The organism is Brucella pseudintermedia (assembly GCF_008932435.1).
Lineage (GTDB): Bacteria > Pseudomonadota > Alphaproteobacteria > Rhizobiales > Rhizobiaceae > Brucella > Brucella pseudintermedia.
Genome location: NZ_WBWE01000015.1, coordinates 46,825 through 72,372, shown reverse-complemented (window position 1 = coordinate 72,372; position 25,548 = coordinate 46,825). Strand labels below are relative to the sequence as shown.

The window sequence follows — 25,548 nt, the reverse complement described above, 5'->3', positions numbered from 1 at the left end:
AAGAATCACCTGCTTCGTAAGATTGATGCTGAAAAAAGCCGAAGGAAACTCCTCCGGCTCTTTTTTTCAAGGCGATGCACGCTTAAAAGAAGACTTTGAAACGGTCGGCGTCGTCCATGAAAGCCTTTTCGCCGAAGGGCTGTTCGTTCGAGCCGAACGGCATCTGGGCGCGAAGTTTCCACGAGGCCGGAACGTCCCAGGTCCGGGCAACTTCCTGATCGATCAGCGGGTTGTAGTGCTGGAGGCTCGCGCCGATGTTTGCATTGGCCAGTGCGGTCCAGACCGAATGCTGTGCCATGCCGCCCGACTGTTCGGACCAGACCGGGAAGTTGTCGGCGTAGAGCGGGAAGTTTTCCTGAAGGCCCTTAACGACATTCTGGTCTTCGTAGAACAGAACCGTACCGGCACCGGCAGCGAAACTGTCGACCTTGGCTTCCGTCTGCGCGAAAGCGTCGGCTGGCACGATCTGGCGCAGCGTTTCCTTGACAATGTTCCAGAGCTTGTCGCTCTCGGCGCCAAACAGGATTACGGCTCGCGAACTCTGCGAGTTGAACGAGGAAGGTGTGTGCTTGACCGCCTCGCGGATCAACTCGGCAACCTCTTCGTTCGACAGCGGAAGAGACTTGCCCAGAGCATACTGCGTGCGGCGCTTCTTAATGGAATTCAGCAGGGAATTATTCATGACTGGGTCCTGTGTTTCAGCGGTCTGGCAGGCTGTCCGGCTTGGGAATTTTCGAAGGCAACCTGTTGGGTGATGGTGGCTAGATAGTGCTATTCGTGCAGGGGAAGCCAGCCCATGTTTCTGAAACACACTGTCAATGATATGCGGCCAGTTTCACGTGACTGTTTACTTTCCCATCGCAGATTTCCAACGAACACGGGTTAATAGCGCACTGTTCGCACAGCAATCTTCCCGGTTTTGAAGGGTTTACAAGAGCGGCTCTTTGTTGGAATCTAACAAAAATAGTGAGATTTACGGGGCGAACTTTGACGACGCTCTTTTCGGGGTGTCGTCGGTAAATGGGATGAGGTCACGAAAGTTTGAAGTCATTTATCATCATCGGCGCCGGGGCAAGCGGCATCATTCTGGCTGCACAATTGCTCCGGCGTTCGCCGGAATCGACCGTGCGAATTTTCGAACGGTTCGACAGGTTAGGAGCGGCGATAGCTTATGCGACCGAGAATCCCAGCCATCTGCTTAACGTGCGCGCCAGCAATATGAGTGCGTTTCCCGATCAACCGGATCACTTCTTCAACTGGTTGCAGACGAACAGCGGCAGTTGGGAGCCGCACAGTTTTGCGCCGCGTAAACTCTACCGCTCCTATCTAAAACATTTGATCGAGCCCGATCTTTCCGCTGGCGATCGGCGACTGACGGTTGAGAGAACTGGCGTCGTTGATGTGGCGCTAAAAGCTGGCAGGCCGGCTGTTGTTACCGAAACCGGCGAAACATTTGTGGCCGATGCCGTCATTCTTGCGACGGGCAACGAGGCCGCCATTGCGAAATCCGCTAGCCAGATTACGGAATACTGGTCAAGTAACGGCTATTTCGATGTGCCGACAGATGCGCCCGTGGCGATATTCGGTACCGGCCTTTCAATGGTCGATAGCGTATTGTCATTGCTGGATAGCGGACACCGTGCGAAAATATATGCCATTTCCCGTCGCGGGCTTCTACCTGCCCGCCACGCCCCCGCGCAAGTTTATCCGGTTGCCGCGGATGATCTTCCGGTATCGCTCGGGCTTTCCAAGCTCATTCGGCGCGTGCGCGGCATGATGGCGGAAGCAGAAAAATCGGGCTTCGGCTGGCGCGGTGTGATGGACGGTCTGCGCCCGCACACGCAGCATATATGGGCAGGATTGCCGACGTCCCAGCGCCGCAGTTTTCTACGGCATCTTCGCCCATGGTGGGATGTCCATCGTCATCGAATGGCGCCCGCTGTGGCGGATCGTATCGAATCTGCAACGGATACCGGACAGCTCAAAATCGCAGCGGGTCATCTCGTTTCGGTGCGCGTCGAAGGGAGAGGGATGGAAATCCGCTATCGTCCGCGGCGTAGCGAAAAATTCGAGAAGCTGCATGTGGCGGCTGTCATTGATTGCCGTGGCGGCAACTCGCGTTTCTCGACAACCCGCAACGCGGCATTGATCGGCCTCATGGAGCATGGCTTGGCTCGCCCGGATGCGCTCGATCTGGGGCTGGACGTTACCCGCGACCTTCAGCTTCTCAACGCGCGAGGCGAGCCATCCGGTCCGTTCTTCGCTATCGGACCGGTTACGAAAGGCGCATTCTGGGAGGTCACAGCCGTACCGGATATTCGCGTTCAGGCGGAGCGGCTGTCGGGGATTTTGCTTGAAGGATAACAACTTCCTCAGAAGCCATTCCTGCGACGATCTTCCGATAAGATTATGTCATTCGGCTGAAAGATTTTCGGAGTGCTCTCTCCGATTGTGAGCCATCGTGGTTCACAGCAAGTGATAAATTATAGATTTTTTGCCGAGAGAAACCATAAAAAGATTCAAATCCGCGCGATAAGCCATTGAAAGCTATTGCCATAATGTTCCGTGGCCCGTCATAATAACGCCATCGGAACATATGATTCCTCTCTACAACTTGCCGGAGCGATTCTGTTGCTGTTTTCTTGAGCGGTGCCTGCTTCGGATCAACCTTGATTTCGGCTAGGAGGCCTGTGGCGCATGACGATGGACGGCAGAATGCTTTTCCTGCTTGTCCTTCTACCATTTCTCGGCAGCGCCATAACCGGACTATTCAGGGGGGCGGATCGTAGCGGTTCGGCTTGGTTTACGGCAGCGATTGCGCTTGTCGCCTTTATCGTCACCGCCAGCCTTTATCCCATTGTGTCGGACGGCAAGGTGCTTCGCGGCACCGTGGAGTGGTTGCCGGCCTATGGACTCAACGTCACTTTCCGGATGGACGGCTTTGCCTGGCTTTTCGCGATGCTTATAACGGGCATCGGCCTTCTGGTCGTCATTTATGCGCGCTATTACATGTCGCCTGAAGACCCGGTGCCGAGGTTCTTCTCGTTCCTTTTGTCCTTCATGGGATCGATGCTTGGCGTGGTCCTGTCGGGCAATCTGATATTGCTTGCGGTCTTCTGGGAACTGACCAGCATCTTCTCATTTCTGCTGATCGGCTATTGGTATCACAATGCAAGCGCCCGCGATGGTGCGCGCATGGCGCTGACCGTGACCGGCATCGGCGGCTTCTGCCTGCTGGCAGGCGTTCTGATCCTCGGGCATATCGTTGGAAGCTACGATCTCGACAAGGTTCTCGGGGCGGGCAATCTCGTTCGCACGCATCCGCTCTACAGCGTGGCGCTCATCCTGATCCTGCTTGGCGCGTTCACCAAAAGCGCGCAGTTTCCCTTTCATTTCTGGCTTCCGAACGCCATGGCAGCGCCGACGCCCGTTTCGGCCTATCTGCACTCGGCGACCATGGTGAAGGCTGGCGTCTTTCTGCTCGCCCGCCTGTGGCCGGTTCTCAGCGGAACGGAAGAATGGTTCTGGATCGTCGGTTCGGCTGGCCTGATCACGCTTCTGATCGCCAGTTTCTTTGCGGTTTTCCAACAGGACCTCAAAGGCCTGCTCGCCTATTCGACCATCAGCAATCTCGGCCTGATTACCGTTTTGCTCAGCCTTGGCAGTCCGCTGGCGGCAGTCGCAGCGATCTTCCATATGGTCAACCATGCGATCTTCAAGGCATCGCTTTTCATGGCCGCGGGTATCATCGATCATGAAACCGGCACGCGCGATATGCGCAAGCTGAGCGGGCTCTTGCGTCCCATGCCCTATACGGCGACGCTCGCCATGGTGGCGAGCGCGGCCATGGCTGGCGTGCCGCTGCTCAACGGGTTCATTTCCAAGGAAATGTTCTTCGCCGAGGCGGTCGAAACCCACATGGCGTCCTGGCTCGACACTATAACGCCCTACGTGGCCACCATCGCGGGCATCTTCACCGTCGCCTATTCGGTACGCTTCATCTATTCGACATTCTTCGGGCCGCCGCCGCATGATCTGCCACACGAGCCGCACGAGCCGCCCCACTGGATGCGTCGCCCTATCGAGCTTCTGGTCCTGCTTTGCCTGTTGATCGGCATCATTCCGGGACTGTCCATCGGGCCGTTCCTGCATTCGGCCGTGCTGTCGGTGCTGGGCCAGGCCACGCCGGAATACAGTCTCTCGGTCTGGCACGGTATCAACCTGCCGCTGATGATGAGTATCGTAGCCATGATCGGCGGCATTCTCCTGCACTGGATGCTGAAGAATTATCTCGCTACGAGCGAAGACGGTCCACCGCTTTTCCGGCACTTGCAGGGGCAGCGCATTTTCGAGCGCGTTCTGGTGACGCTGTCGTGGAACTGGGCGCGCAAGGCGGAAGCTTTTCTCAGCACGCGCCGTCTGCAGCCGCAGCTCCGCATTGTGGTCGCAGTGGCCGTGCTTGCCGCTGCCTGGCCGATTTTCGCCGCCGGATTGCAGTCCGGTTCGCTTGGGCCGCAGCCAGTTGGCCCGATCTTTGCCGGGCTTTGGATACTCGGCGGAGCCTGCGCCATCGGCGCGGCCTATCAGGCGAAGTTTCACCGGCTGGCCGCCCTCATTCTTCTGGGCGGGGCAGGGCTCACCACCTGCATTACCTTCGTCTGGCTGTCCGCACCCGACCTTGCGGTGACCCAGTTGCTGGTCGAGATCGTCACTACCGTTTTGTTGTTGCTTGGGCTTCGCTGGCTGCCGAAGCGTTGGGAAGATCCCGATCCGCTTCCGGTGCAGATCGGTCCTCGCATCCGCCGTTATCGCGATCTCCTGCTTGCCATCGGCAGCGGTGCGGGGGTGGCCGTTATCGCCTATGCTGTCATGACGCGCCTCTCGCCCAGCAGCATCGGCGACTATTTCCTCGAAAACGCCTATTCAGGCGGCGGCGGCAAGAATGTCGTGAATGTCATTCTGGTGGATTTCCGCGCTTTTGATACGTTTGGCGAAATCGCGGTCCTTGGCATTGTCGGTCTTACGGTCTTTGCGCTGCTGCGGCGTTTCCGTCCTGCGCCCGATACAACCGGATCGACAGCCCAGCAAAAAATTCAGGACGCCTATGACGAGGCAGCGCCCGACCGCAAGGCAGGTGAAACGCTGGCCGATTATCTGGCCGTGCCGTCCGTCATCATGCAATGGCTTTTCCCGGTGATCGTCGTTCTGGCAGTGCATCTCTTCCTCCGTGGCCACGATCTGCCGGGCGGCGGATTTGCGGCGGGTATCACGCTCGCAATCGCTTTCCTGCTGCAATATCTGGCCTCTGGCGCGCGCGTGGTGGAGGATCGCCTGCGCATCCTGCCCCTGCGCTGGATAGGGATGGGCCTGCTGTTGGCCGGCGCAACCGGCGCTGGATCGTGGTTCTTCGGCTATCCGTTCCTCACAACCTTTTTCCAGTATACTGAAATACCGCATATCGGGAAAATGCCGACAGCCAGCGCGCTGCTGTTCGATCTTGGTGTCTTTACCCTCGTGGTCGGCGCCACAGTCCTCGTTCTGATCGCTCTCGCGCACCAATCACTCCGCAAACACCGTGTCGAAAAGCTTGCCGCAACGAAGGAGGAGAACTGATGGAACTCGTTCTTGCTCTGGCAATCGGCGTGCTGATGGCATCCGGCGTGTGGCTCATTCTTCGCCCGCGCACCTTTCAGGTGGCGATTGGCCTGTCGCTGGTTTCCTACGCCGTCAATCTCTTCATCTTCTCGATGGGGCGTCTGCGCACCAATGCAGCTCCTGTGCTCGATAGCGGTGTCGATGTTCAGGCCACGCAATATACCGATCCCGTGCCGCAGGCGCTCGTGCTGACTGCAATCGTCATCGGCTTCGCAATGACCGCACTTTTCCTTGTCGTGCTGCTCGCCTCACGCGGGTTGACACGTACGGACCACGTGGACGGCAAGGAGAACTGATGTTAGACTGGAAAACACATCTCATCGTCGCACCAATCGTCCTGCCGCTCCTCACGGCGGCTGTGCTGTTGCTGTTCGATGAACGCAAGCGCAAGCTTAAGATGGCCATCAACTCCATCTCCACCCTGGGGCTGATCGCAATTGCCATCACGCTTGCAGGCATGGCGAGCGAGAAGGCGCCCGACGCCCTGGTTTACCTGATCGGCAACTGGCCAGCGCCATTCGGCATCGTGCTGGTGCTGGATCGCCTCGCGGCCCTCATGCTGGTGCTGACGAGCCTGCTTGGCATGGCGTCGCTCAGCTTCGCGCTTGCCCATTGGCACAAAGCCAGTCCGCATTTCCATACGATATTCCAGCTTCTGCTGATGGGGCTGAACGGTGCATTCCTGACCGGCGACCTGTTCAACCTTTTCGTGTTCTTTGAAGTGATGCTGGCTGCTTCCTATGGTCTGGCGCTGCATGGGTCCGGTCCCGCCCGTGTAAAGGCCGGGATGCATTATATCGCTGTCAATCTGGTTGCTTCATCACTGTTCCTGATCGGCGTCAGCCTGATCTATGGGGTTACCGGCACGTTGAACATGGCCGATCTTGCGCAGAAGATTTCGCAGGTCGCACCCGAAGATCGAATGCTTCTTGAGGCAGGCGCGGCGGTTCTTGGTGTAGCGTTTCTCGTCAAGGCAGGCATGTGGCCGCTCAATTTCTGGCTCGCCCCGACTTATACGGCAGCAGCGGCACCGGTTGCGGCGGTCTTCGCCATCATGAGCAAGGTCGGTATCTACGTCCTTCTGCGCCTGTCGCCGCTGATGTTCGGCATCGGCGCAGGTTCCTCCTATGGCTTCGGCAACGACTGGCTTTATTTCGGCGGGATGGTAACGCTTGCCTTCGGCCTGATTGGCGTCGTCGCATCGCAGGCGATGGGACGGCTCGCAAGCTACAGCATTCTTGTATCCTCCGGCACCTTGTTGGCCGCTATCGGCAGCGGCAACACCGCCATGACGGGTGCCGCACTTTTCTACATGGTCAGTTCGACGCTCACCATTGCAGCCTTCTTCCTGCTCATCGAATTGATCGAACGCGGGCAGGACGCGGCCGCCAACGTTCTTGCCGTTACCATGGAAGCCTATGGTGACGATGAGGAGGAAGAAGAGGAAGACGAGATCGGTGCCGTGCTGCCGGCAACGCTTGCAGTCCTTGGCACGTTCTTCGGGATCTGCGCCATATTGCTGATCGGCCTTCCGCCATTTTCGGGCTTCATTGCAAAGTTCCTTATCCTTGCAGCCGTCTTCAACGGTGACGGTCCGACACCGCAGCTCGCGATGCCTGTCAGCCCGGCGAGCTGGACACTGGTCGCGCTCATCCTCCTGTCCGGACTGTCGGCGCTTATCGCGATGACGCGCACCGGCATCCGCACCTTCTGGGCTTCGCTCGAAGGCAATGTGCCGCGCGTTCTCGTGCGCGAAGTCGTCCCGATTGCGGGACTTCTGGCAATCTGTCTCGCGCTGACGATCGCAGCCGGTCCGGCGATGCGCTACATGGATGAAACGGCGCGTTCGCTGCACAATCCCGCATCCTATATCAGCAGTGTTCTCAATGCGCCGCGTGCTGGCATGCAAACGGAGGAGGCACAGTGAAGAAAATCCTTCCTTACCCGCTTCTGTTCGCCTCGCTGCTTTTGTTCTGGCTGCTTTTGAATGGCTTTACACGGGCACAGCTCCTGCTCGGCGCGATCATCGCCATCGCTGCGTGCCTGATCATGACGGCCTTGCAGCCGCAGAAGAACCATATTCGCTCGATCCCGACGATGCTCTGGCTGTTTGGAGCCATGAGCTATGACATATTGCACTCGAATATTGCCGTTGCGGGGATCATCCTGTCGCGCAAGCGCAAGCGGCGTCCGGGCTTCGTCGTTATCCAGCTCGATCTGGAAAACCGGACCGCGCTTGCCGTTCTCGCCTGCATAATCACTGCGACGCCGGGTACGGCATGGGTGGATTATAACGCCGCCAGGCGCGAGTTGACGATTCACGTGCTTGATCTGGACGATGCGCAGGCGTGGCGGGATACGATCAAGGGAAGGTATGAGCAAAGGCTCATCAAGATATTCACAGCCGCCGACCTCATCGAGGGGGAGAAATCCGCATGAGCGCAGTCATCATCTTCTGGTCCCTGCTTGCCGCCCAACTGATGCTTCTCGGCGCCATGGCTTGCGCGGTCTACAGGCTTCTGGTCGGGCCGCGCGCGCAGGATCGCATTCTCGCGACCGATGCGCTTTACCTCAACGCGTTGCTGCTCCTGATTACATTCGGCATACGCACGGGCAGCATCATTTATTTCGAAGCGGCGCTGATTATCGCTCTTCTGGGCTTTGTTGCTACCGTGGCGCTGTCCAAATTCCTCATGCGCGGGGAGGTGATCGAATGATCAATGCCGGCGAAATTCCTGTCTGGGCCGCTATTGTCATTTCGTTTTTTCTGCTCGGCGGGGCATTCCTGACGCTTGTGGGATGCATCGGCCTTGTCCGCTTCAAAAGCTTTTACGAGCGTGTTCATGCTCCCACGCTCGGCTCGTCGTTCGGGGCGGGCGGCATCCTGATCGCGTCGATTATATTTTTCTCCATCTTGCAATCGAAGCCGATTCTGCATGAAGTGGTCATTACCGTCTTTGTGGTTGTCACAACGCCGGTAACGCTCATGCTGCTCAGCCGCGCCGTGATCCATCGCGACAGAACGCAGGACAGCAAGGAGCTGCCTTCATCTTCCGACCCGCTTTAGTCGGTATGATGTTCGAGGGTGCGGAGAGGGCGGAAAGCCAGCGTTTTCCGCCGCACCAAATGGGGAAAACCGCCAGCTCCGCGAGGAAATGGCGGCTGTCGCTTTCGGGCTGACCGGAGACCTGTTTTGGAGTTCGCTTCAAGACCGGCTATCCTGCCGACCGGAAACATTATCTGCCATTTGCCGAATCCCTTGCATCACTGCCAACGACCGCGGAGCGGGATGCAGCGGCCTATCGTCCCTTAGGGCATTTGGAGGAGTGTCCCGGGGCTGCGGCCAATTGTCCATTCGGACCTGTGCCGGAGGCGAGCTGATTGAAGGAACAGATCATTTGAATTATCTGGATTTCAGTAATTTCTGAAAATTCAGAATTTACGGGAGAGAGAATTTTGGAATTGTCGCCAATCGTTCAGTCGTTCGTGCTCCACTTCGGGGAGATGGGCAGCCGTTGGGGCATCAACCGCACCGTAGGGCAGATATATGCGCTTCTTTATATATCGCCTGAGCCTCTTTGCGCCGACCAGATCGTCGATGCTCTCGGCGTGTCGCGGTCGAACGTTTCCATGGGTATCCGCGAACTGCAAGGCTGGAACCTGGTGTTGCTCAAGCACATCCCGGGTGATCGCCGTGATTTCTTCACGACGCCTGACGACGTGTGGCAGATCCTGCGCACGCTCGCCGAGGAGCGCAAGAAGCGCGAAATCGATCCTACGCTCACCGTTCTGCGCGAGATCCTGATGGAACAGCCGCAGGGTGACAGCGATCTTTATGCGCAGGATCGCATGAAGGACATGTACGGCCTGATCGAAAGACTGACCAACTGGTACGACGACGTCAAGCGGCTGGATACAGACCGTTTGACCAGTCTTCTGGCGCTTGGCGCCAAGGTGACCCGCTTCCTTGAAACCACGGACAGGATCGTGGCGCTCGGGCGCGGACGAACATCGGCCAAAAAGGAGCCTAAGCGAGAGTGACATCCGTTGTCCCCCGAACGGAAACATTGACGGCAGAAGTCGGCGAAGCGGCAGGCAAAGAGCAAGGCTCGCGCCGCCTGCAGCGTCGTTCTGTTCCGTCCTTGCTGAAGCGGGGGGCATATCTTCAGGCGCTGGCCGCAATTTTGTGGCTGCCGCAAGCGGGATTTCTGGCCTATGCCATCGGACGATTGGCCGACACCGGCTTCAATATTTCCATCTATTATAGTGCAGCAGGCATTTTCATACTCGGTTGCCTGCGCAGCATTCTCGACAGCGCGGGTGCGGCGAAGGCATTCGATGCCGCGAGGCTGGAGCTTTCCCGGCTGCGGACCAATGCCGTTTCTGCGCTTGCGGAGCGTTCGCCGCTCGATGTGACGCGCCCGTCGTCGGGCGAGGTGGCAAGTATTCTCGCCGAACAGGCGGAGATGGTCGTTCCCTATCTTTCGCGTTTCGTCCCGGTGCGCATTCGCGTCATGCTGGTTCCATTGGCTATACTTGCGGTCGTGCTCTGGTATTCCTGGGCCGCGGCGCTTGTCCTGATGGTCGCCGCGCCGCTGATACCGATCTTCATGGCGCTGATCGGCTGGCGCGCTAAAGCCGCGAGCGAAAAGCAACTCGTCGCCCTTGGCGGCATGAACGGTTTTCTGCTCGACCGACTGCGCGGCCTTGCAACGATCCGCACGTTCCATGCAGTGGATGCGACCGCAAACCGATTGCGCGAGAACGCCGAAACCTTGCGTTCAAAAACGATGGCCGTCCTGCGCATTGCTTTTCTGTCGTCCGCAGTGCTCGAACTTTTCGCTGCAATCGGTGTCGCCATGGTTGCGGTCTATATCGGCTTTCATTTACTGGGCCAGCTCAACTTCGGAGCGTGGGGGCACAAGCTGACCCTGGCGGAAGGTCTTTTCGTCCTGCTTCTGTCACCTGCATTCTTCGAGCCCTTGCGCGATCTGTCAGCCGTCTGGCACGACCGTGCGGCAGGCGAAGCATCCATCGACGCGCTGGAAAAGCTTGCCGAGCACCCCATGTCAGTTGTCGGAAAGGGTGCAAATCAGGCAGCTACACGGGAGACTCCCACGGTTGCCCTGCACAATATCGGCTTTGGTTACGGAGCTGGAGCCACGGTACTCGACCGGTTCAGTCTTCATATCGAGGCGGGGGAACACGTAGCGCTGCTCGCGCCAAGCGGCTATGGAAAATCGACCGTTCTGGCGCTCATTGCCGGGCTGACGGCTCCACAGGCTGGCAGGGTCGAGATCGGCGGTATCGCGCTGACAGAAGAAACGGCGAGCGCGCTCCGCGCAAGGATGAGCTGGATCGGACAGAAACCGCATATCTTTGCCGGTTCCGCCCGCCAGAATATCACACTAGGTCGACCAGCCGACCTTGCAACAACCAAAACCATCATCGACGATATGGCACTCGGCCATGTTCTGGGCGTCACGGGCAACGGCCTTGTCGGCGAGAACGGAGCCGGAATTTCCGGCGGCGAAGCCCTGCGGCTGGCGCTTTCCCGTGCGGCTGTCGATCCCGGCGCAGATATTATTCTGGCCGATGAACCCACCGCGCATCTCGATCAGGAAACGGCAGCGCTCATTGCCGACAGCCTTCTGAAACTTGCCAAGAGCAAGACGCTGATCGTCGCAACGCACGACGAAACCTTTGCGTGCAGGATGGATCGCATCGTTCGTCTGGATGGCGGCGCGAGCAATGGTCCGCTCTGGCAGAGGAGGGCTGCCGAATGAATGGCTTCCAGTCATTGCAGCCAATCCTGCGGCTCTTTTTTCGCACCAAGGGAACGGCTCTCCTCGCCGGTATCGCAACGGCAACAGTAACCGTCCTCGCCGGTATTGCACTTCTTGGCCTGTCGGGCTGGTTCATCACCGCAACGGCGATTGCGGGCCTGAGCAGCGCCACGGCAGTCGTGTTCGATGTTTTCGCACCCGCCGCCGGTATCCGTTTGCTTGCGATCCTGCGCACCGGTTCGCGCTATCTCGAACGGCTCGTCACCCATGATGCAACGCTCGCGATCCTCGCGGCATTGCGCGAAAAGCTGTTTCGCAGCTGGGCGCGCCCAAGTGCTGCGAATGCACTTTTGAAACGTCCGGCGCATCTTCTCTTCCGTTTGACCGCAGACATCGATGCGCTGGATTCGCTTTATCTGCGTGTGGTAGTGCCCATCGGGGCCGCGCTCGCCACCGCACTTGTTGCCGGTATCGCGCTCGGCCTGATGAGCCCGACCTTCGGGTTGCTGGTAGCGATTATCCTGCTCGCGGCGGGCCTTTGCATTCCGCTTGCTGCCGGCCGCATTTCCGAAAAATCCATGCGCCGGCGTGCCAAAGGCACGGAAGCACTGCGCGCCCGCACAGTCGATCTTGTGGCTGGTCAAACCGATCTTCTGATGGCGGGACGGCTCGAAGATCAAAAGCTGGCATTGGCCCGTGCCGATGGCTATGTCGCCGCGTCGGATCGCAAGCTGAACCGCATAGAGATTGTTGCCGGGGCCGGTTTCGGCATTGTTCACGCAGTCCTGCTTGCGGGTGGCCTTGTGGCGGTTGGATTGCTGATGCAGGCGCAGACCATCGGCGCGCCTGTGGCCGCGCTTGCAATGCTTGTCATTCTCGGTGCGATGGAACCCTTCTCGGCATTGCGGCGCGGCGCGATGGAACTTGGTCGCACGGTCCTTGCTGCAAAGCGTGTCGCGCCTCAACTGGCGGATGACGTCCAATCCGCACTGGTCCAAGGGCCGGTGAGCGGCGTGGCAGCTGAGCTGAAAAACCTGTTCGTTCGCCATGAAGGTACTGACCGTGATGCCCTGAAAAATATCACGCTCGATATTGTCGCCGGGGAGCGTGTTGCCATCGTCGGCACAAGCGGTGCAGGCAAATCGACCCTGTTCGCTCTGCTCGCCGGAGAGATTCCGGCAAGACAGGGCAGCATCGCGGTGTTGCCCACGCGCCTTCTCACCCAGCGGACCGAGCTTTTTCAGGACAGTCTTCGCGACAATCTGCGGCTGGCGCGCGCCGATGCAAGCGATCAGGAACTGTTGGATGCGCTGGACGCCGCCGGCCTCGGGACATTTATCCGGCAACTGCCTGCCGGTTTGGACGCAATGCTGGGCGAGGGCGGTCTGGGGCTGTCAGGTGGACAGGCGCGTCGTCTGGCCCTTGCGCGGCTGTTTCTGACCGATGCGCCGCTCTGGTTGCTGGATGAGCCGACCGAAGGTCTCGACAGCGCGACCGCCGGTGATGTTCTTAAGCGTCTCAAGGCGCGGGCCGGTTCACGCACGCTGCTGATCGCCACGCATATCCGCCGCGAAGCGCTAATTTGTGAACGGATCATTGTTTTAAATCAAGGCGCTCTAATTGAGTCCGTAGGTAAGGGGACAGCGCGCTTTGACGAAATCCTCGAAACCATGAGGTAAGCGATAACAGCACCGACACGCGCCAGGGCGCGGTGTGGGGGCGTCTAACCGGAACTTGGACCGGTAGTTGGAATTGAAGCGGGAAAGTCTTCAGAAACTGCCCGCTTTCAAAACGGGGGCGGCGCCGGAAGCGCAGCTCATAACACCAGGAGGGCCGGATACCCGGCTTAAAGAGATGGAACTCGATATTGTCTCCCTGTCGCGATTGCAATTCGCAATCACGGCACTTTATCACTTCCTCTTCGTACCTCTGACCTTGGGTCTTTCCGTGCTGCTTGCCATCATGGAAACCGTTTACGTTATGACGGGGCGACTCATCTGGCGGCAGATGACGAAATTTTGGGGTACGCTGTTCGGCATCAACTTTGTCATGGGCGTCGCGACGGGCATCGTGATGGAATTCCAGTTCGGCATGAACTGGAGCTATTACAGCCACTATGTCGGCGATATCTTTGGTGCGCCGCTTGCCATTGAAGGTCTCATGGCATTCTTCCTCGAAGCGACCTTCGTGGGCCTGTTCTTCTTCGGCTGGGATCGCCTGTCGAAAATCGGACATCTCATGGCAACCTACGCTGTCGCGGCAGGTTCCAACTTCTCGGCACTGTGGATTCTCATCGCCAATGGCTGGATGCAGAATCCGGTCGGATCGGCGTTCAATCCTGAAACCATGCGCATGGAAATCACCGATTTCTTTGCCGTGCTGATGAACCCGGTCGCGCAGGCCAAGTTCGTGCACACCGTTTCAGCCGGTTATGTCACTGCAGCCATTTTCGTTCTCGGTGTTTCCGCCTGGTATCTGCTCAAGGGACGTTCGGTAGAACTGGCCAAACGTTCCATGACCATCGCGGCATCCTTCGGTCTGGCTGCTTCGCTTTCGGTTGTCGTTCTCGGCGATGAAAGCGGCTATCTGGCCAATGAACACCAGAAGATGAAGATCGCGGCCATCGAAGCCATGTGGGAGACGGAACCGGCCCCGGCCTCGTTCACTGTTTTCGGCTTCCCCAGCCAGGAGGCGCGCGAAACCCACTTCGCAGTGCATATTCCATGGGTCATGGGCCTGATCGGCACCCGCTCCCTCACGACGCCGATCCAAGGTATCAACGAACTGGTCCAGAACGCGGAAAACCATATCAGGAACGGTATCGTCGCCTATGACGCCTTGCAGAAAATCCGCGCGGCTGGCGACACGAACGCCGTTCCCCAGGACGTGAAGGACGTTTTTGCCGACAACAGCCAGTGGATGGGCTATGCGCTCCTGCTGAAGCGTTATGTCGATGATCCGCGTCAGGCAACCGATGAGCAGATCACGCAGGCAGCCAACGACACGGTTCCCGGTGTCCTGCCGCTCTTCTGGTCCTTCCGCATCATGGTCGGCATTGGCTTCTTCCTGATCCTGCTGACCGGCACATTCTTCGTGCTGTCCGCGCGCCGCAAGCTCGACCGTTATCCGGTCCTGCTGCGGGTTGCCGTCTTTTCGATACCGCTGCCGTGGATTGCTGCCGAAATGGGCTGGATCGTGGCCGAATACGGCCGTCAGCCTTGGGTCATCGAAGGCATATTGCCCACGGCAGTTGGCGTCTCCAATCTCGGTGCGTCCACAGTGCTGCTGACCATACTTGGTTTTGTGGCGATCTATACGGTTCTCTTCATCATCGAGATGGGCCTGATGATCCGCGCCATCAAGGCCGGACCTGAGCCCGACAGCAAGCCGGAAGCAATTCTCGCCCCGGCCAGCATCGCACCTGCGGAGTAAGGATCATGATACTCAGCGATTTGTTGGACTATGAAACCCTGCGCATCATCTGGTGGGTACTGCTCGGCGTATTGTTGATCGCCTTTGCCGCCATGGACGGGTTCGATCTGGGCGTGGACATCCTCATGCCGGTCGTCGGCAAGACCGATGTCGAGCGGCGGATCATCATCAACACGATTGGTCCGGTCTGGGAAGGCAATCAGGTCTGGTTGATTCTGGGCGGCGGTGCCATTTTTGCTGCGTGGCCGCCTTTATATGCGGTGTCGTTCTCGGGCTTTTATCTGGCGATGTTTGCCATCCTGTTCGCGCTCATCCTGCGTCCGGTCGGCTTCAAATATCGCTCCAAGCGCGATAGCGAAGCCTGGCGAGCGGGCTGGGACTGGGCATTGTTCATCGGCGGCTTCGTTCCCGCACTCATCTTCGGCGTTGCGGTGGGCAACGTCCTCCAGGGTATTCCGTTCCGTCTGGCTGACGATCTCCAGATATTCTATGAAGGTTCGTTCTTCGGTCTGCTCAATCCGTTCGCGCTGCTTTGCGGCGTGCTTTCAGTGACGATGCTCTCCATGCATGGCGCCTCGTGGCTGGTGCTGAAGACGACCGGCGATGTTCAGGCGCGCGCGCGGTTCTACGGCAGCGTCGCGTCGGTTCTGACCGTTGTGCTCTATATACTGGCAGGGGTGATCAGCTGGCTCTGGATTTCGGGCTACCGGATCACAAGCGCCATCGTCATGGATGGCCCGTCCAATCCGCTGCGCAAGACAGTGGAACTGGACCACGGCGCATGGTTCGCCAATTATGCGAACTATCCAATCCTGCTGATCGCTCCGGCGCTCGGCATCCTTGGAGCGCTCGCGGTCTTTGTGACATTGCGCAGCCGCGGGGAAATTGCGCCGCTGCTGTTCGGAAAGCTGTCGATCTTCGGCATCATTTCTTCCGTCGGCGTGTCCATGTTCCCGTTCATCTTGCCATCATCTATCGATCCGCGCGCCAGCCTCACGGTGTGGGACTCCTCCTCCAGTCATATGACGCTGTTCATCATGCTGGTGGTAACGGTCATCTTCCTGCCGGTGATCGTTGTCTACACGTCCTGGGTCTACAAGGTTTTGTGGGGCAAGGTCGAAAAGGACATGATCGAAGACGACAGCAACCACGCCTATTAGAGCGGCTGCAGAAGCCGTTCTATCCATTGGTTTTAACGCATTAGCCGACACAAAACCGCTTCACGCTTGTGCCGGAAATGCTCCGATCAGAAAGGAAGCAAGATGTGGTATTTTTCCTGGCTATTGGGACTTCCGCTTGCAGCCGCTTTCGCCGTCCTCAACGCCATGTGGTATGAGCTGATGGACGACCGGGCGCGCAAGCGTCTGACAGCCGACCCGACGGTGGAACTGGCTCGCGAAGGCAAGAAACATCATTGACGCGAATAAGGAACGGCCCGGAAACGGGCCGTTTTCGCCGTTACGACTCATGGTTGGGGGATTGTCAGTTCGGCGACGAAATCATAGGCATCGCCGCGATAGAGCGATTTCGTGAATTCGACCACGCGACCGGACGGCAGATAGGAAATGCGCTCGATGGACAAGCCTGCATCTCCTTCCTTGACGCCGAGAATGCGCGCATCCGGGTCCTTGATGTTGCAGGCCGCAATGCGCTGGACAGCACGAACAGGCCGAAAGCCGGTGCGGCTCAGTTCGGCATAAAGCGATCCCTTGACCAACTCCGGGTCGGGCAGGATTTCGCTTGAAAGGCTGGCTCGTTCGATCGCCAGCGGCAAATCGCTCGCCATGCGCAGACGGCCAAGTCGGGCAACACGAGTTTCGGAAGAAACGCCCAGTTTCATCATCTCTTCCGGTGAGGGATAATAAAGGCCGCGTTCCAGCCATTTGGATTGTGTGGTGATGCCGCGACGCGCCATGTCTTCCGTAAAGGAGGTCAGCATCGAAAGCGATTGCTGCACGCGCTCGCTCGGACGCACGACGAAAGTGCCGGAACCATGGCGACGCACAAGAAGCCCGGCCTTCACCAGATCATCCACGGCCTTGCGCACCGTGACGCGGCTTATATTGGCATATTCGGCAATGTCGCGTTCCGGCGGCAGCGCTTCGCCGTCGGCCAGTTGTCCGGCGCGGATCGCAGCCTCCAGCGATTGGCGCAGCTGCATGTAGAGAGGCCCCCCGGAAGACGGGGCGGAACCTTGCAGGTTCTTTGGCAGGAAGGCGCTGAAATTTCCGCTCATTCACGCGCCTTTCCATTTTGCGGCCCATATCGCTTCAGTGCGAGTTGGAGAGCGCCGGTCAGCGCATCCGCCGCAGGCTTGACGAGAAGTTTCTGCTGATGGGACGGCAGCCATTCGACATAGAGCGGCGCCATGCCGCCGAGCAGGCTGATGCGTTCGGCTCCCTGTTTGATCAGCATTTCGAGCGTTTCGCTGATATAACCGGCGGAGCGCTCCAACAACATGCGCGCCGTGTCGTCGCCCTCGCTGGCATACTGGAAAACACGAGGAGCATATTTGCCGAAGTCGCCGGGTTTTGCCGTCCAGGCAAATTCAACCAGATTGTCGGGATTATTGTCGAACTCATTGAGAAGATCGGTCGTCAGGCATGTGCGCGGATGAATGCCATCATGCACAAGCAGGCTTTCCTGCAGCAGGCTTTGACCGAGTCGCGCGCCGCTGCCAAGATCGCTCAAGGGGAAACCCCAGCCGCCGACCGAATGAATACGACCGTTTTTGCGCGCGATATAGGCCGTACCGGTGCCGAGAATGGCAACGATACCGTCCTGATCACCAAGCGCGCCCTGAAGCGCGATCACGCCGTCGAATTCTACATTGGAGTGCGCGAAGGGGAGGCCGCGCTCAATCGGAAGTCCCACGCCCACGACATTGCCGCCAGCGAGGCCCAGAACCGCGTGACTGGTCGCATAATGCGCCTTGTCCAGCCCGGCATCCTCAAAAGCGTTGTCGACCGCCGCGATCACATTGATCAGCGCCGTCTGCGGATCGGTGACGATATTGGCGGAGCCGCTGCGCCCTGAACCCAGAATCGCCCCATCGCTGCCAGCTACAACAGCGCGGCATCCGGTGCCGCCGCCATCAACGCCAATGAAGAATTCAGTCATGAAGATACCTCCAGCTTGAAGATACCAAAAAAATACCATTAACCAAGCAGTTTTGTCGGCTTGTGAAAAATTTGATTAATTCATTGAAACAATTCGGGAAAACCGACGCTTTTGAATTTTTATGCGCGAAAGTTGTAAACTTCTCTGGACAATTGGTACGTTTTTGGCATTAATTTCAGCAGAAGGGGAGCGCAATGTCGCTGTGGGCCGCTGAGGGCGATGTCACGCGGATTGGGATGGAGACGACCGGCGGGGGCCGGTGCCTTTCCCGTAACGCGTGAAATGATCGTACCGAAACGGTCTGATGTGCTTTCGCCTCTTTTGCGCATCCGCGCTCAAAAAACGGGAGAAGGTCAAATGGTTCGTAATACGTTGAAACTCATGCTGCTGGGCTCCACGCTTCTTGCGTCGGGATCGGCTGCGCTGGCTGAGGACGTCACGCTGACGGTCGAAAGCTGGCGTAACGACGATCTGCAGATCTGGCAGGAAAAAATCATTCCGGCTTTTGAAGCCAAGAATCCCGGCATCAAGATCAATTTCGCACCGAGCGCGCCGACCGAATATAATGCGGCCCTCAATGCCAAGCTCGATGCAGGCTCCGGCGGGGACCTCATTTCCTGCCGTCCGTTCGACACCTCGCTTGAGCTGTTCAACAAGGGCAAGCTTGCCGACCTGACCGATCTGGAAGGCATGAAGAACTTCTCCGACGTTGCCAAGTCCGCCTGGACCACCGATGACGGCTCCAAGACCTTCTGCGTACCGATGGCCTCGGTCATTCACGGCTTCATCTATAATCAGGAAGCCTTCGACAAGCTCGGCCTCAAGGCTCCGGCGACGGAAGCCGAATTCTTCGAAGTTCTGGAAAAGATCAAGGCAGACGGCAACTATATCCCGATGGCCATGGGCACGAAGGATATGTGGGAAGCCGCAACCATGGGCTACCAGAATATCGGGCCGACCTACTGGAAGGGCGAAGAAGGCCGCAAGGCGCTGATCGCCGGCGAACAGAAGCTGACCGACGAGCCATGGGTCGAACCATTCAAGGTTCTCGCCAAGTGGAAGGATTATCTGGGCGACGGTTTCGAGGCGCAAACCTACCCTGACAGCCAGAACCTGTTCACGCTCGGCCGCGCCGCCATCTATCCGGCTGGCTCGTGGGAAATCGGCCTGTTCAACACGCAGGCGCAGTTCAAGATGGGCGCCTTCCCGCCGCCGGTCAAGAATGCTGGCGACACCTGCTACATCTCCGACCACAACGATATCGGCCTCGGCCTCAACGCTTCGAGCAAGAACGCGGAACAGGCAAAGGTGTTCCTGAACTGGGTCGCTTCGCCTGAATTCGCAGAAATCTACGCCAATGCGCTGCCGGGCTTCTTCAGCCTGAACTCGACGGCTGTGAAGATGAGCGATCCGCTGGCGCAGGAATTCGTTTCCTGGCGCGAAAAGTGCAAGCCGACCATTCGCTCGACCTACCAGATCCTGTCGCGTGGCACGCCGAACCTCGAAAACGAAACCTGGGTTCAGTCGGCCAACGTCATCAACGGCACCGTGACGCCGGAAGATGCTGCGAAGAAGCTGCAGGAAGGCCTCGACAGCTGGTACAAGCCTGCGAAGTAAAAACGCGGGGCTTTATGGGCGGCGATCGCGGGGGCACGCCGCCCATATCTTTTCGTCCGGCGCATCGACATGCTGTTTTGCATTCGGTGCAATCCGTGTCAGTTTAAAAAATGACGCGAGCGTGTGGCGAGGGGAAGCTCCGGCTTTCTCCGGTTTGCACGCTTTCTGGTGAGTGACAGCGCCAGCCATCGGTTTATGCATTTCCGACCGCAAGTGGATCATCCTCTGCCGGAAATGCTCTTGAAGAGCGAATGCCCATATGAGCCAATCTGCCGACATGACAGCTATTGTGCACAAGCGCCCGAGGCGTTGGCATATACTTGTATTTCTTCTACCTTGCGTGCTGATTTATACGGCGGTGATGGTGCTGCCGCTCATCGAGACCTTGAGGCAGGCATTCTTCAATGTCGTCGACGGACAGCGCACTTTCGTGGGGCTTGCCAATTTCAAAGCACTTTTCGGCGATCCGAACTGGTCGCGCGATTTCTGGAATGCGTTGAAAAACAACTTTATATTCTTCTGCATTCACATGCTGGTTCAAAACCCGATCGGCATTCTGCTGGCTGCCATGCTGTCGCTGCCGAAGCTGCGTTTCGCCGCCTTCTACCGCACGGCTATCTTCCTGCCGACCCTGCTGTCCTTCGTGATCGTCGGCTTTATCTGGAAACTGATCCTGTCGCCGATCTGGGGCGTGGCGCCGTGGATGATGGATTTGGTGGGCCTGAAATGGCTGTTCGGCCCTTGGCTCGGCAAGGCCGATACGGCTCTCGTCACCGTGTCGCTCGTCTCAGTCTGGCAGTTCGTCGGCATTCCGATGATGCTGATCTACGCGGCCCTTCTCAACATTCCCGATGAAATCATCGAGGCGGCGGAATGTGACGGAATTACCGGCTGGAGCCAGTTCTTCAAGATCAAGCTGCCGCTCATCCTGCCATCCATCGGCCTGATCTCGGTGATGACCTTCGTCGCCAACTTCAACGCGTTCGACCTCATCTATTCGATGCAGGGAGCCTTGGCCGGACCTGACAAGTCGACGGATATTCTGGGCACGTTCCTTTATCGCACTTTCTTCGGCTTCCAGTTGCAGCTTGGCAATCCATCGATGGGCGCGACCATTGCCGCCGTGATGTTCCTCATCATTTTGGCAGGCGTGTCGCTCTATCTGTTCGGCATCCAGCGCCGCATGCGCCGCTATCAGTTCTGAGGACGAGACCATGTCGAAAGCACGCACATCGCCCCTTCGCACCACTCTCGTTCATGCGGCCCTCATCTTCTACATGCTGATCGCCGTGTTTCCGGTTGCGCTGACCCTGATCAACTCCTTCAAGGACCGCAATGCGATCTTCCGCACGCCCTTGCAGTTTCCGACCCCGGAGAGCTTCAGCCTCATCGGTTATGAAACAGTTCTGAAGCAAGGCTCGTTCCTGACCTATTTTCAGAACAGCACCATCGTGACCGTAGCCAGCATTTTCTTCGTGATCCTGTTTGGAGCGATGGCAGCCTTCGCGCTCGCCGAATACCGCTTCAAGGGCAACACGCTGATGGGGCTCTATCTGGCCATCGGCATCATGATCCCCATCAGGCTCGGCACGGTTGCGTTGCTGCAAGGCATGGTGGCGGCGGGGCTGGTCAATACGCTGACGGCGCTTATCCTCGTTTATACCGCGCAAGGGCTGCCGCTGGCGATCTTCATCCTGTCGGAATTCATGCGAACCGTATCCGACGATTTGAAGAATGCCGGGCGAATAGACGGCATGTCGGAATATGCGATCTTCTTCAAGCTGGTGCTGCCATTGATCCGGCCTGCCATGGCGACGGTCGCCGTCTTCACCATGATCCCGATCTGGAACGATCTCTGGTTCCCGCTGATCCTGGCGCCAAGTGAAGCCACCAAGACGGTGACGCTCGGTTCGCAGCTTTTCATCGGCCAGTTCGTCACCAACTGGAACGCCGTCCTGTCGGCCCTTTCACTGGCGATGTTCCCGATCCTCATCCTCTATGTTCTCTTCTCGCGGCAGCTGATCCGCGGCATTACCGCAGGGGCTGTAAAATGAGTTCTGCAATGCAAAATCCCATCCGTGTACTTTCCGCCGGTCTCGGCAATATGGGGCGCAGCCATGCGCTCGCCTATCACCGCAATCCCGGTTTCGAGATCGTCGGCCTCGTCAACCGCACCAAGGTTGCGGTGCCGGATGAACTGGCGGGCTATGAAATTCATCCTTCCTTCCACGAAGCATTGAAGGAACTGAAGCCCGATCTCGCCTGTGTTGCCACCTATTCGGAAAGCCATGCGGATTATGCCATCGCCGCGATGGAGCAGGGCGCGCATGTCTTTGTTGAAAAGCCGCTGGCAACCACAGTTGAAGATGCGCGCCGCGTGATCGACTGTGCGCGCGCCAACGGACGCAAGCTCGTCATCGGTTATATCCTGCGCCATCATCCATCATGGATGCGGCTTATCTCCGAGGCGCGCCAGCTTGGCGGGCCTTATGTCTTCCGCATGAACCTCAACCAGCAGTCCAGCGGCGCAACCTGGGAAACGCACAAGAACCTGATGAACACGACGTCGCCGATCGTCGATTGCGGCGTGCATTATGTGGACGTCATGTGCCAGATCACCGACGCAAAGCCGGTGGAAGTGCGCGGCATGGGTCTGCGTCTCTCCGACGAGATCAAGCCGGACATGTATAATTATGGCCATCTGCAAGTGCTGTTCGATGACGGCACGGTCGGCTGGTATGAGGCGGGCTGGGGTCCGATGATGTCCGAGACCGCCTTCTTCGTGAAGGATGTGATTTCGCCGAATGGCTGCGTTTCCATCGTGATGAACGAGGCCGTGACCAAATCCGACGATGTGGACGCACATACCAAGACCTCGACCATCCGCGTTCACCGTGCCGAGCGTGGAGCCGATGGCAAGTTCCTGAAGCCGGATACGGATCTCTCCATGGCGGATGAACCCGGCCATCAGGAACTGTGCGAACGCGAGCAGGCCTATATGCTCAAGGCCATCCGCGAGGATATCGATCTCAACCGCCATATGGATGACGCGCTGCAATCGCTGCGCATCTGCCTTGCGGCGGATGAAAGTGTGCGCACCGGCAAGCCGGTAAAGCTATAAGGGAATTTGATACGTGGGATCGCTGCTACTCAAATCGGTACACAAGCGCTACGGTGCGCAGGAAGTCCTGAAGGATATCAATCTGGAAGTGCGGGACGGGGAGTTCATCATCTTCGTTGGCCCCTCCGGCTGCGGCAAGTCAACGCTGCTGCGTTCCATCGCCGGTCTGGAGGACGTTTCCTCCGGTCAAGTGCTCATCAATGGCGATGATGTAACCGTCACGCCGCCTTCCAAGCGCGGCATCGCCATGGTGTTCCAGTCCTATGCGCTTTACCCGCACCTGACGGTGAAGGACAATATGGGGCTTGGTCTCAAGCAGGCTGGCATGCCCAAGGCAGAGATCGAAACGCGCGTTTCGAAAGCTTCCGCGATGCTGTCGCTCGATCCCTATCTGGCGCGCCGCCCGGCTGAAATGTCGGGCGGCCAGCGCCAGCGCGTCGCCATCGGCCGCGCACTGGTGCGAGAACCGGAACTGTTCCTGTTCGACGAACCGCTATCGAACCTCGATGCAGCACTTCGTGTTCAGACGCGGCTTGAGATTGCCAAGCTGCACCGCGAGCTCAAGGCGACAATGATCTATGTGACGCACGATCAGGTCGAGGCAATGACGCTGGCTGACCGCATCGTGGTCCTCAATGCCGGTCGTATCGAGCAGGTCGGCTCGCCGATGGAGCTCTACAACAAGCCGGACAATCTGTTTGTCGCGGGCTTTATCGGTTCGCCTCAGATGAATTTCGTCGATGGTGCCCGCATCGGGGACGCCGGAGCGAAAACGGTCGGCATTCGGCCCGAGCATATTTCCGTCAGCCGCGAGAGCGGCAAGTGGAAAGGCAAGGTCATTCATGCCGAACATCTCGGCGCCGATACGATCCTTTACGTCGAAACCGAAGCAGCGGGCCTGATAACGGTGCGGCTGTTCGGCGAGCACCACTACAATGAGGACGATGTGATCTTCATCACGCCCGATGACGGCAAGGTGCATCGGTTCGATGTGAACGGCAAGGCGATCCGCTGAACCGGACATTTCATATTGTCTGACAAAGCCGTACCCTCGCAGGTGCGGCTTTTCTTTTTTAGAGAATCGGCACCGTTTAGGGTATGGATTTTTTGCCATCCGCCGACGGACAAAACGCCTCATGTCCTCTCTGCGCAAAAACAGAATACGCCGTAATAGGTAGAAATAGTACCATATAGTACTGACGTTTTCGTCAATCAAGAGCAATAATATTGCGGCGCATGATAGCGAAACTTTCCACTTAAAATCCCATCTAAACCGCGGAAATAAGCTTGTTTCGTCCAGTGTATGCTGGGCCGTTGTGAAGCATGGGCGAACCGGTTTCACAAAAGAGTGCCGGAGGAACCGAAAAATAATCTTGCTTTATTTTTGAACCCGTTCCACCCTGAATGTGGATGGTGCCGAAGGAGGAAATCGGCACCATGTCGCATGGGAGGAGCAAGACCGGCAAAGTGACAATCACTTGCCGAAAGTGTTTCGGAAAGCTCCGGAACCAGTTTGAAATCCCCCGTTCGACATACCGTAAATTTGCGAGGCCAGTGGCGAGGCCAGTTTCGAGGGTTCCCCGCATGAGCGATGATGTCGTACTATCCCTGCATGTTCCCGAGCCAGAATGGCGTCCGGGTGACGTGCCGGATTTCTCCCATGTCAAAATCCCGCGCGCGGGCAGCGTTCGCAGGCCGGAGATCGATGAAAAGCCGGAAGCGATGCGCGATCTGGCTTTCAGCATCATCCGCGTTCTCAATCGAGAGGGCGAGGCGGTCGGTCCGTGGGCGGGGACGCTCACCGACGACGAGTTGAAAGACGGGCTTCGCCACATGATGATCCTGCGCGCCTATGATGCACGCATGATGATGGCGCAGCGCCAGGGCAAGACGTCATTCTATATGCAGCATCTGGGCGAGGAGGCGGTAAGCTGCGCTTTTCGTAAAGCGTTGCGCAAGGGCGACATGAATTTCCCGACCTACCGTCAGGCGGGCCTGCTTATTGCCGACGACTATCCGCTCGTCACCATGATGAACCAGATTTTCTCCAACGAGCAGGACCCGCTGAAAGGCCGCCAGCTCCCGGTGATGTATTCATCGAAAGAGCATGGCTTCTTCACCATTTCCGGCAATCTGGCAACGCAATATACGCAGGCCGTCGGCTGGGCTATGGCCTCCGCCATCAGCCACGATACGAAGATCGCCGCCGCATGGATCGGTGACGGTTCCACGGCCGAAAGCGATTTCCATGCCGCCTTGGTTTTTGCCTCGACCTACAAGGCCCCGGTGGTGATGAACATCGTCAACAACCAGTGGGCCATTTCCACCTTTCAGGGCATTGCGCGCGGCGGCTCCGGCACCTTTGCTGCACGCGGCCATGGCTTCGGCATTCCCGCGCTTCGCGTCGACGGCAATGATTATCTGGCCGTTCATGCGGTTGCCAAATGGGCAGTGGAACGCGCGCGCCGCAATCTCGGTCCGACCATCATCGAATATGTGACCTATCGTGCAGGTGGGCATTCCACCTCGGACGATCCTTCCGCCTATCGCCCCAAGGCCGAAAGCGATGCATGGCCGCTTGGCGATCCGATCCTGCGGCTGAAAAACCATCTTATCAAGCGCGGCGTCTGGTCGGATGAGCGTCACAAGCAGGCGGAAGCCGAAGTGATGGACCTTGTGGTTGCCGCACAGCGCGAGGCGGAAGCCATTGGCACGCTGCATGACGGCCGCAAGCCATCCATGCGCGACATGTTCGAGGATGTCTATGCTGAAACGCCGCCGCATCTTATCCGCCAGCGCCAGGAAGCGGGGTTTTAA

Annotated in this window: 22 protein-coding genes; 19 read left to right on the top strand and 3 right to left on the bottom strand. The window is 58.1% G+C overall.

Annotation, left to right across the window (positions count from 1 at the left end):
• Nucleotides 1–82: 82 nt before the first annotated feature.
• Nucleotides 83–682: a nitroreductase family protein gene (locus tag F9K78_RS18740; protein ID WP_121986475.1), complete on the bottom strand. Its 600-nt coding sequence runs from the start codon at nt 680–682 to the stop codon at nt 83–85.
• A 359-nt stretch (nt 683–1,041) separates the two neighbouring features.
• On the opposite strand from F9K78_RS18740, the gene F9K78_RS18735 reads away from it, so the two are divergent.
• The 13 genes from F9K78_RS18735 to cydX all read left to right on the top strand — a co-directional run bounded on the left by F9K78_RS18735 (nt 1,042) and on the right by cydX (nt 16,291).
• Nucleotides 1,042–2,364, top strand: coding sequence for an FAD/NAD(P)-binding protein (locus tag F9K78_RS18735; RefSeq protein ID WP_121986474.1), 1,323 nt, complete (start codon nt 1,042–1,044; stop codon nt 2,362–2,364).
• Nucleotides 2,365–2,697: 333 nt separating this feature from the next.
• The gene (locus tag F9K78_RS18730; protein ID WP_151682541.1) at nt 2,698–5,613 is read left to right on the top strand and encodes a monovalent cation/H+ antiporter subunit A; all 2,916 of its coding nucleotides are present in this window, start codon (nt 2,698–2,700) and stop codon (nt 5,611–5,613) included.
• The gene (locus F9K78_RS18725; protein ID WP_121981542.1) at nt 5,613–5,951 is read left to right on the top strand and encodes a Na+/H+ antiporter subunit C; all 339 of its coding nucleotides are present in this window, start codon (nt 5,613–5,615) and stop codon (nt 5,949–5,951) included. Before F9K78_RS18730 ends, F9K78_RS18725 begins: the two co-directional genes overlap by 1 nt.
• Nucleotides 5,951–7,582, top strand: a complete 1,632-nt coding sequence (locus F9K78_RS18720; protein WP_121986472.1) for a monovalent cation/H+ antiporter subunit D — start codon at nt 5,951–5,953, stop codon at nt 7,580–7,582. The genes F9K78_RS18725 and F9K78_RS18720 overlap by 1 nt, the downstream gene beginning before the upstream one ends.
• Nucleotides 7,579–8,094, top strand: coding sequence for a Na+/H+ antiporter subunit E (locus F9K78_RS18715; protein ID WP_121981541.1), 516 nt, complete (start codon nt 7,579–7,581; stop codon nt 8,092–8,094). Before F9K78_RS18720 ends, F9K78_RS18715 begins: the two co-directional genes overlap by 4 nt.
• Nucleotides 8,091–8,372 carry a K+/H+ antiporter subunit F gene (locus F9K78_RS18710; RefSeq protein WP_109988767.1) on the top strand — a complete coding sequence of 94 codons (282 nt, stop codon included), beginning with the start codon at nt 8,091–8,093 and terminating at the stop codon, nt 8,370–8,372. The genes F9K78_RS18715 and F9K78_RS18710 overlap by 4 nt, the downstream gene beginning before the upstream one ends.
• Complete coding sequence (gene mnhG, locus F9K78_RS18705; protein ID WP_121981540.1) at nt 8,369–8,722, top strand: monovalent cation/H(+) antiporter subunit G; 354 nt, start codon at nt 8,369–8,371, stop codon at nt 8,720–8,722. The genes F9K78_RS18710 and mnhG overlap by 4 nt, the downstream gene beginning before the upstream one ends.
• Nucleotides 8,723–9,111: 389 nt before the next feature.
• Entirely contained in the window at nt 9,112–9,696 is a 585-nt protein-coding gene (locus F9K78_RS18700; RefSeq protein WP_174813357.1) for a GbsR/MarR family transcriptional regulator, read from the top strand.
• Complete coding sequence (gene cydD / locus F9K78_RS18695) at nt 9,693–11,441, top strand: thiol reductant ABC exporter subunit CydD (RefSeq protein WP_121986471.1); 1,749 nt, start codon at nt 9,693–9,695, stop codon at nt 11,439–11,441. Before F9K78_RS18700 ends, cydD begins: the two co-directional genes overlap by 4 nt.
• The gene (cydC, locus tag F9K78_RS18690; protein ID WP_121986470.1) at nt 11,438–13,120 is read left to right on the top strand and encodes a thiol reductant ABC exporter subunit CydC; all 1,683 of its coding nucleotides are present in this window, start codon (nt 11,438–11,440) and stop codon (nt 13,118–13,120) included. Before cydD ends, cydC begins: the two co-directional genes overlap by 4 nt.
• A gap of 175 nt (nt 13,121–13,295) precedes the next feature.
• Complete coding sequence (locus tag F9K78_RS18685) at nt 13,296–14,873, top strand: cytochrome ubiquinol oxidase subunit I (protein WP_121981608.1); 1,578 nt, start codon at nt 13,296–13,298, stop codon at nt 14,871–14,873.
• 5 nt (nt 14,874–14,878) lie between these two features.
• Nucleotides 14,879–16,033 (top strand): cytochrome d ubiquinol oxidase subunit II, encoded by a 1,155-nt coding sequence (cydB, locus tag F9K78_RS18680; RefSeq protein ID WP_121986469.1) that lies wholly within the window; start codon nt 14,879–14,881, stop codon nt 16,031–16,033.
• 102 nt (nt 16,034–16,135) lie between these two features.
• Nucleotides 16,136–16,291 carry a cytochrome bd-I oxidase subunit CydX gene (gene cydX, locus F9K78_RS18675; RefSeq protein WP_121986468.1) on the top strand — a complete coding sequence of 52 codons (156 nt, stop codon included), beginning with the start codon at nt 16,136–16,138 and terminating at the stop codon, nt 16,289–16,291.
• Nucleotides 16,292–16,338: 47 nt separating this feature from the next.
• Here the strand turns inward: cydX and F9K78_RS18670 are convergent, their stop codons facing one another.
• Nucleotides 16,339–17,109: a GntR family transcriptional regulator gene (locus F9K78_RS18670; RefSeq protein ID WP_121986467.1), complete on the bottom strand. Its 771-nt coding sequence runs from the start codon at nt 17,107–17,109 to the stop codon at nt 16,339–16,341.
• Nucleotides 17,106–17,993 carry a glucosamine kinase nucleotide-binding domain-containing protein gene (locus tag F9K78_RS18665; RefSeq protein ID WP_121986466.1) on the bottom strand — a complete coding sequence of 296 codons (888 nt, stop codon included), beginning with the start codon at nt 17,991–17,993 and terminating at the stop codon, nt 17,106–17,108. Before F9K78_RS18665 ends, F9K78_RS18670 begins: the two co-directional genes overlap by 4 nt.
• Before the next feature lie 357 nt (nt 17,994–18,350).
• Here F9K78_RS18665 and F9K78_RS18660 point away from each other — a divergent pair, with 357 nt between their 5' ends.
• From F9K78_RS18660 to F9K78_RS18635, 6 genes are all read left to right on the top strand, one after another.
• Nucleotides 18,351–19,610, top strand: a complete 1,260-nt coding sequence (locus F9K78_RS18660; protein WP_121981533.1) for an ABC transporter substrate-binding protein — start codon at nt 18,351–18,353, stop codon at nt 19,608–19,610.
• A 259-nt stretch (nt 19,611–19,869) separates the two neighbouring features.
• Nucleotides 19,870–20,814, top strand: coding sequence for a carbohydrate ABC transporter permease (locus tag F9K78_RS18655; RefSeq protein WP_121981532.1), 945 nt, complete (start codon nt 19,870–19,872; stop codon nt 20,812–20,814).
• A 10-nt stretch (nt 20,815–20,824) separates the two neighbouring features.
• Nucleotides 20,825–21,664: a carbohydrate ABC transporter permease gene (locus tag F9K78_RS18650; protein ID WP_121981531.1), complete on the top strand. Its 840-nt coding sequence runs from the start codon at nt 20,825–20,827 to the stop codon at nt 21,662–21,664.
• The gene (locus F9K78_RS18645; RefSeq protein WP_121986465.1) at nt 21,661–22,731 is read left to right on the top strand and encodes a Gfo/Idh/MocA family protein; all 1,071 of its coding nucleotides are present in this window, start codon (nt 21,661–21,663) and stop codon (nt 22,729–22,731) included. Before F9K78_RS18650 ends, F9K78_RS18645 begins: the two co-directional genes overlap by 4 nt.
• Nucleotides 22,732–22,744: 13 nt before the next feature.
• Nucleotides 22,745–23,746 carry an ABC transporter ATP-binding protein gene (locus F9K78_RS18640; RefSeq protein ID WP_121986464.1) on the top strand — a complete coding sequence of 334 codons (1,002 nt, stop codon included), beginning with the start codon at nt 22,745–22,747 and terminating at the stop codon, nt 23,744–23,746.
• 569 nt (nt 23,747–24,315) lie between these two features.
• Nucleotides 24,316–25,548, top strand: a complete 1,233-nt coding sequence (locus F9K78_RS18635) for a 3-methyl-2-oxobutanoate dehydrogenase (2-methylpropanoyl-transferring) subunit alpha (RefSeq protein WP_121986463.1) — start codon at nt 24,316–24,318, stop codon at nt 25,546–25,548.

Coding starts and splice junctions, on each gene's coding strand:
- F9K78_RS18740 (WP_121986475.1), bottom strand. CDS start 682: ATGAATAATTCCCTGCTGAATTCCATTAAGAAGCGCCGCACGCAGTAT.
- F9K78_RS18730 (WP_151682541.1), top strand. CDS start 2,698: ATGACGATGGACGGCAGAATGCTTTTCCTGCTTGTCCTTCTACCATTT.
- F9K78_RS18725 (WP_121981542.1), top strand. CDS start 5,613: ATGGAACTCGTTCTTGCTCTGGCAATCGGCGTGCTGATGGCATCCGGC.
- F9K78_RS18720 (WP_121986472.1), top strand. CDS start 5,951: ATGTTAGACTGGAAAACACATCTCATCGTCGCACCAATCGTCCTGCCG.
- F9K78_RS18710 (WP_109988767.1), top strand. CDS start 8,091: ATGAGCGCAGTCATCATCTTCTGGTCCCTGCTTGCCGCCCAACTGATG.
- mnhG (WP_121981540.1), top strand. CDS start 8,369: ATGATCAATGCCGGCGAAATTCCTGTCTGGGCCGCTATTGTCATTTCG.
- cydC (WP_121986470.1), top strand. CDS start 11,438: ATGAATGGCTTCCAGTCATTGCAGCCAATCCTGCGGCTCTTTTTTCGC.
- F9K78_RS18685 (WP_121981608.1), top strand. CDS start 13,296: ATGGAACTCGATATTGTCTCCCTGTCGCGATTGCAATTCGCAATCACG.
- cydB (WP_121986469.1), top strand. CDS start 14,879: ATGATACTCAGCGATTTGTTGGACTATGAAACCCTGCGCATCATCTGG.
- cydX (WP_121986468.1), top strand. CDS start 16,136: ATGTGGTATTTTTCCTGGCTATTGGGACTTCCGCTTGCAGCCGCTTTC.
- F9K78_RS18670 (WP_121986467.1), bottom strand. CDS start 17,109: ATGAGCGGAAATTTCAGCGCCTTCCTGCCAAAGAACCTGCAAGGTTCC.
- F9K78_RS18665 (WP_121986466.1), bottom strand. CDS start 17,993: ATGACTGAATTCTTCATTGGCGTTGATGGCGGCGGCACCGGATGCCGC.
- F9K78_RS18660 (WP_121981533.1), top strand. CDS start 18,351: ATGGTTCGTAATACGTTGAAACTCATGCTGCTGGGCTCCACGCTTCTT.
- F9K78_RS18655 (WP_121981532.1), top strand. CDS start 19,870: ATGAGCCAATCTGCCGACATGACAGCTATTGTGCACAAGCGCCCGAGG.
- F9K78_RS18650 (WP_121981531.1), top strand. CDS start 20,825: ATGTCGAAAGCACGCACATCGCCCCTTCGCACCACTCTCGTTCATGCG.
- F9K78_RS18645 (WP_121986465.1), top strand. CDS start 21,661: ATGAGTTCTGCAATGCAAAATCCCATCCGTGTACTTTCCGCCGGTCTC.
- F9K78_RS18635 (WP_121986463.1), top strand. CDS start 24,316: ATGAGCGATGATGTCGTACTATCCCTGCATGTTCCCGAGCCAGAATGG.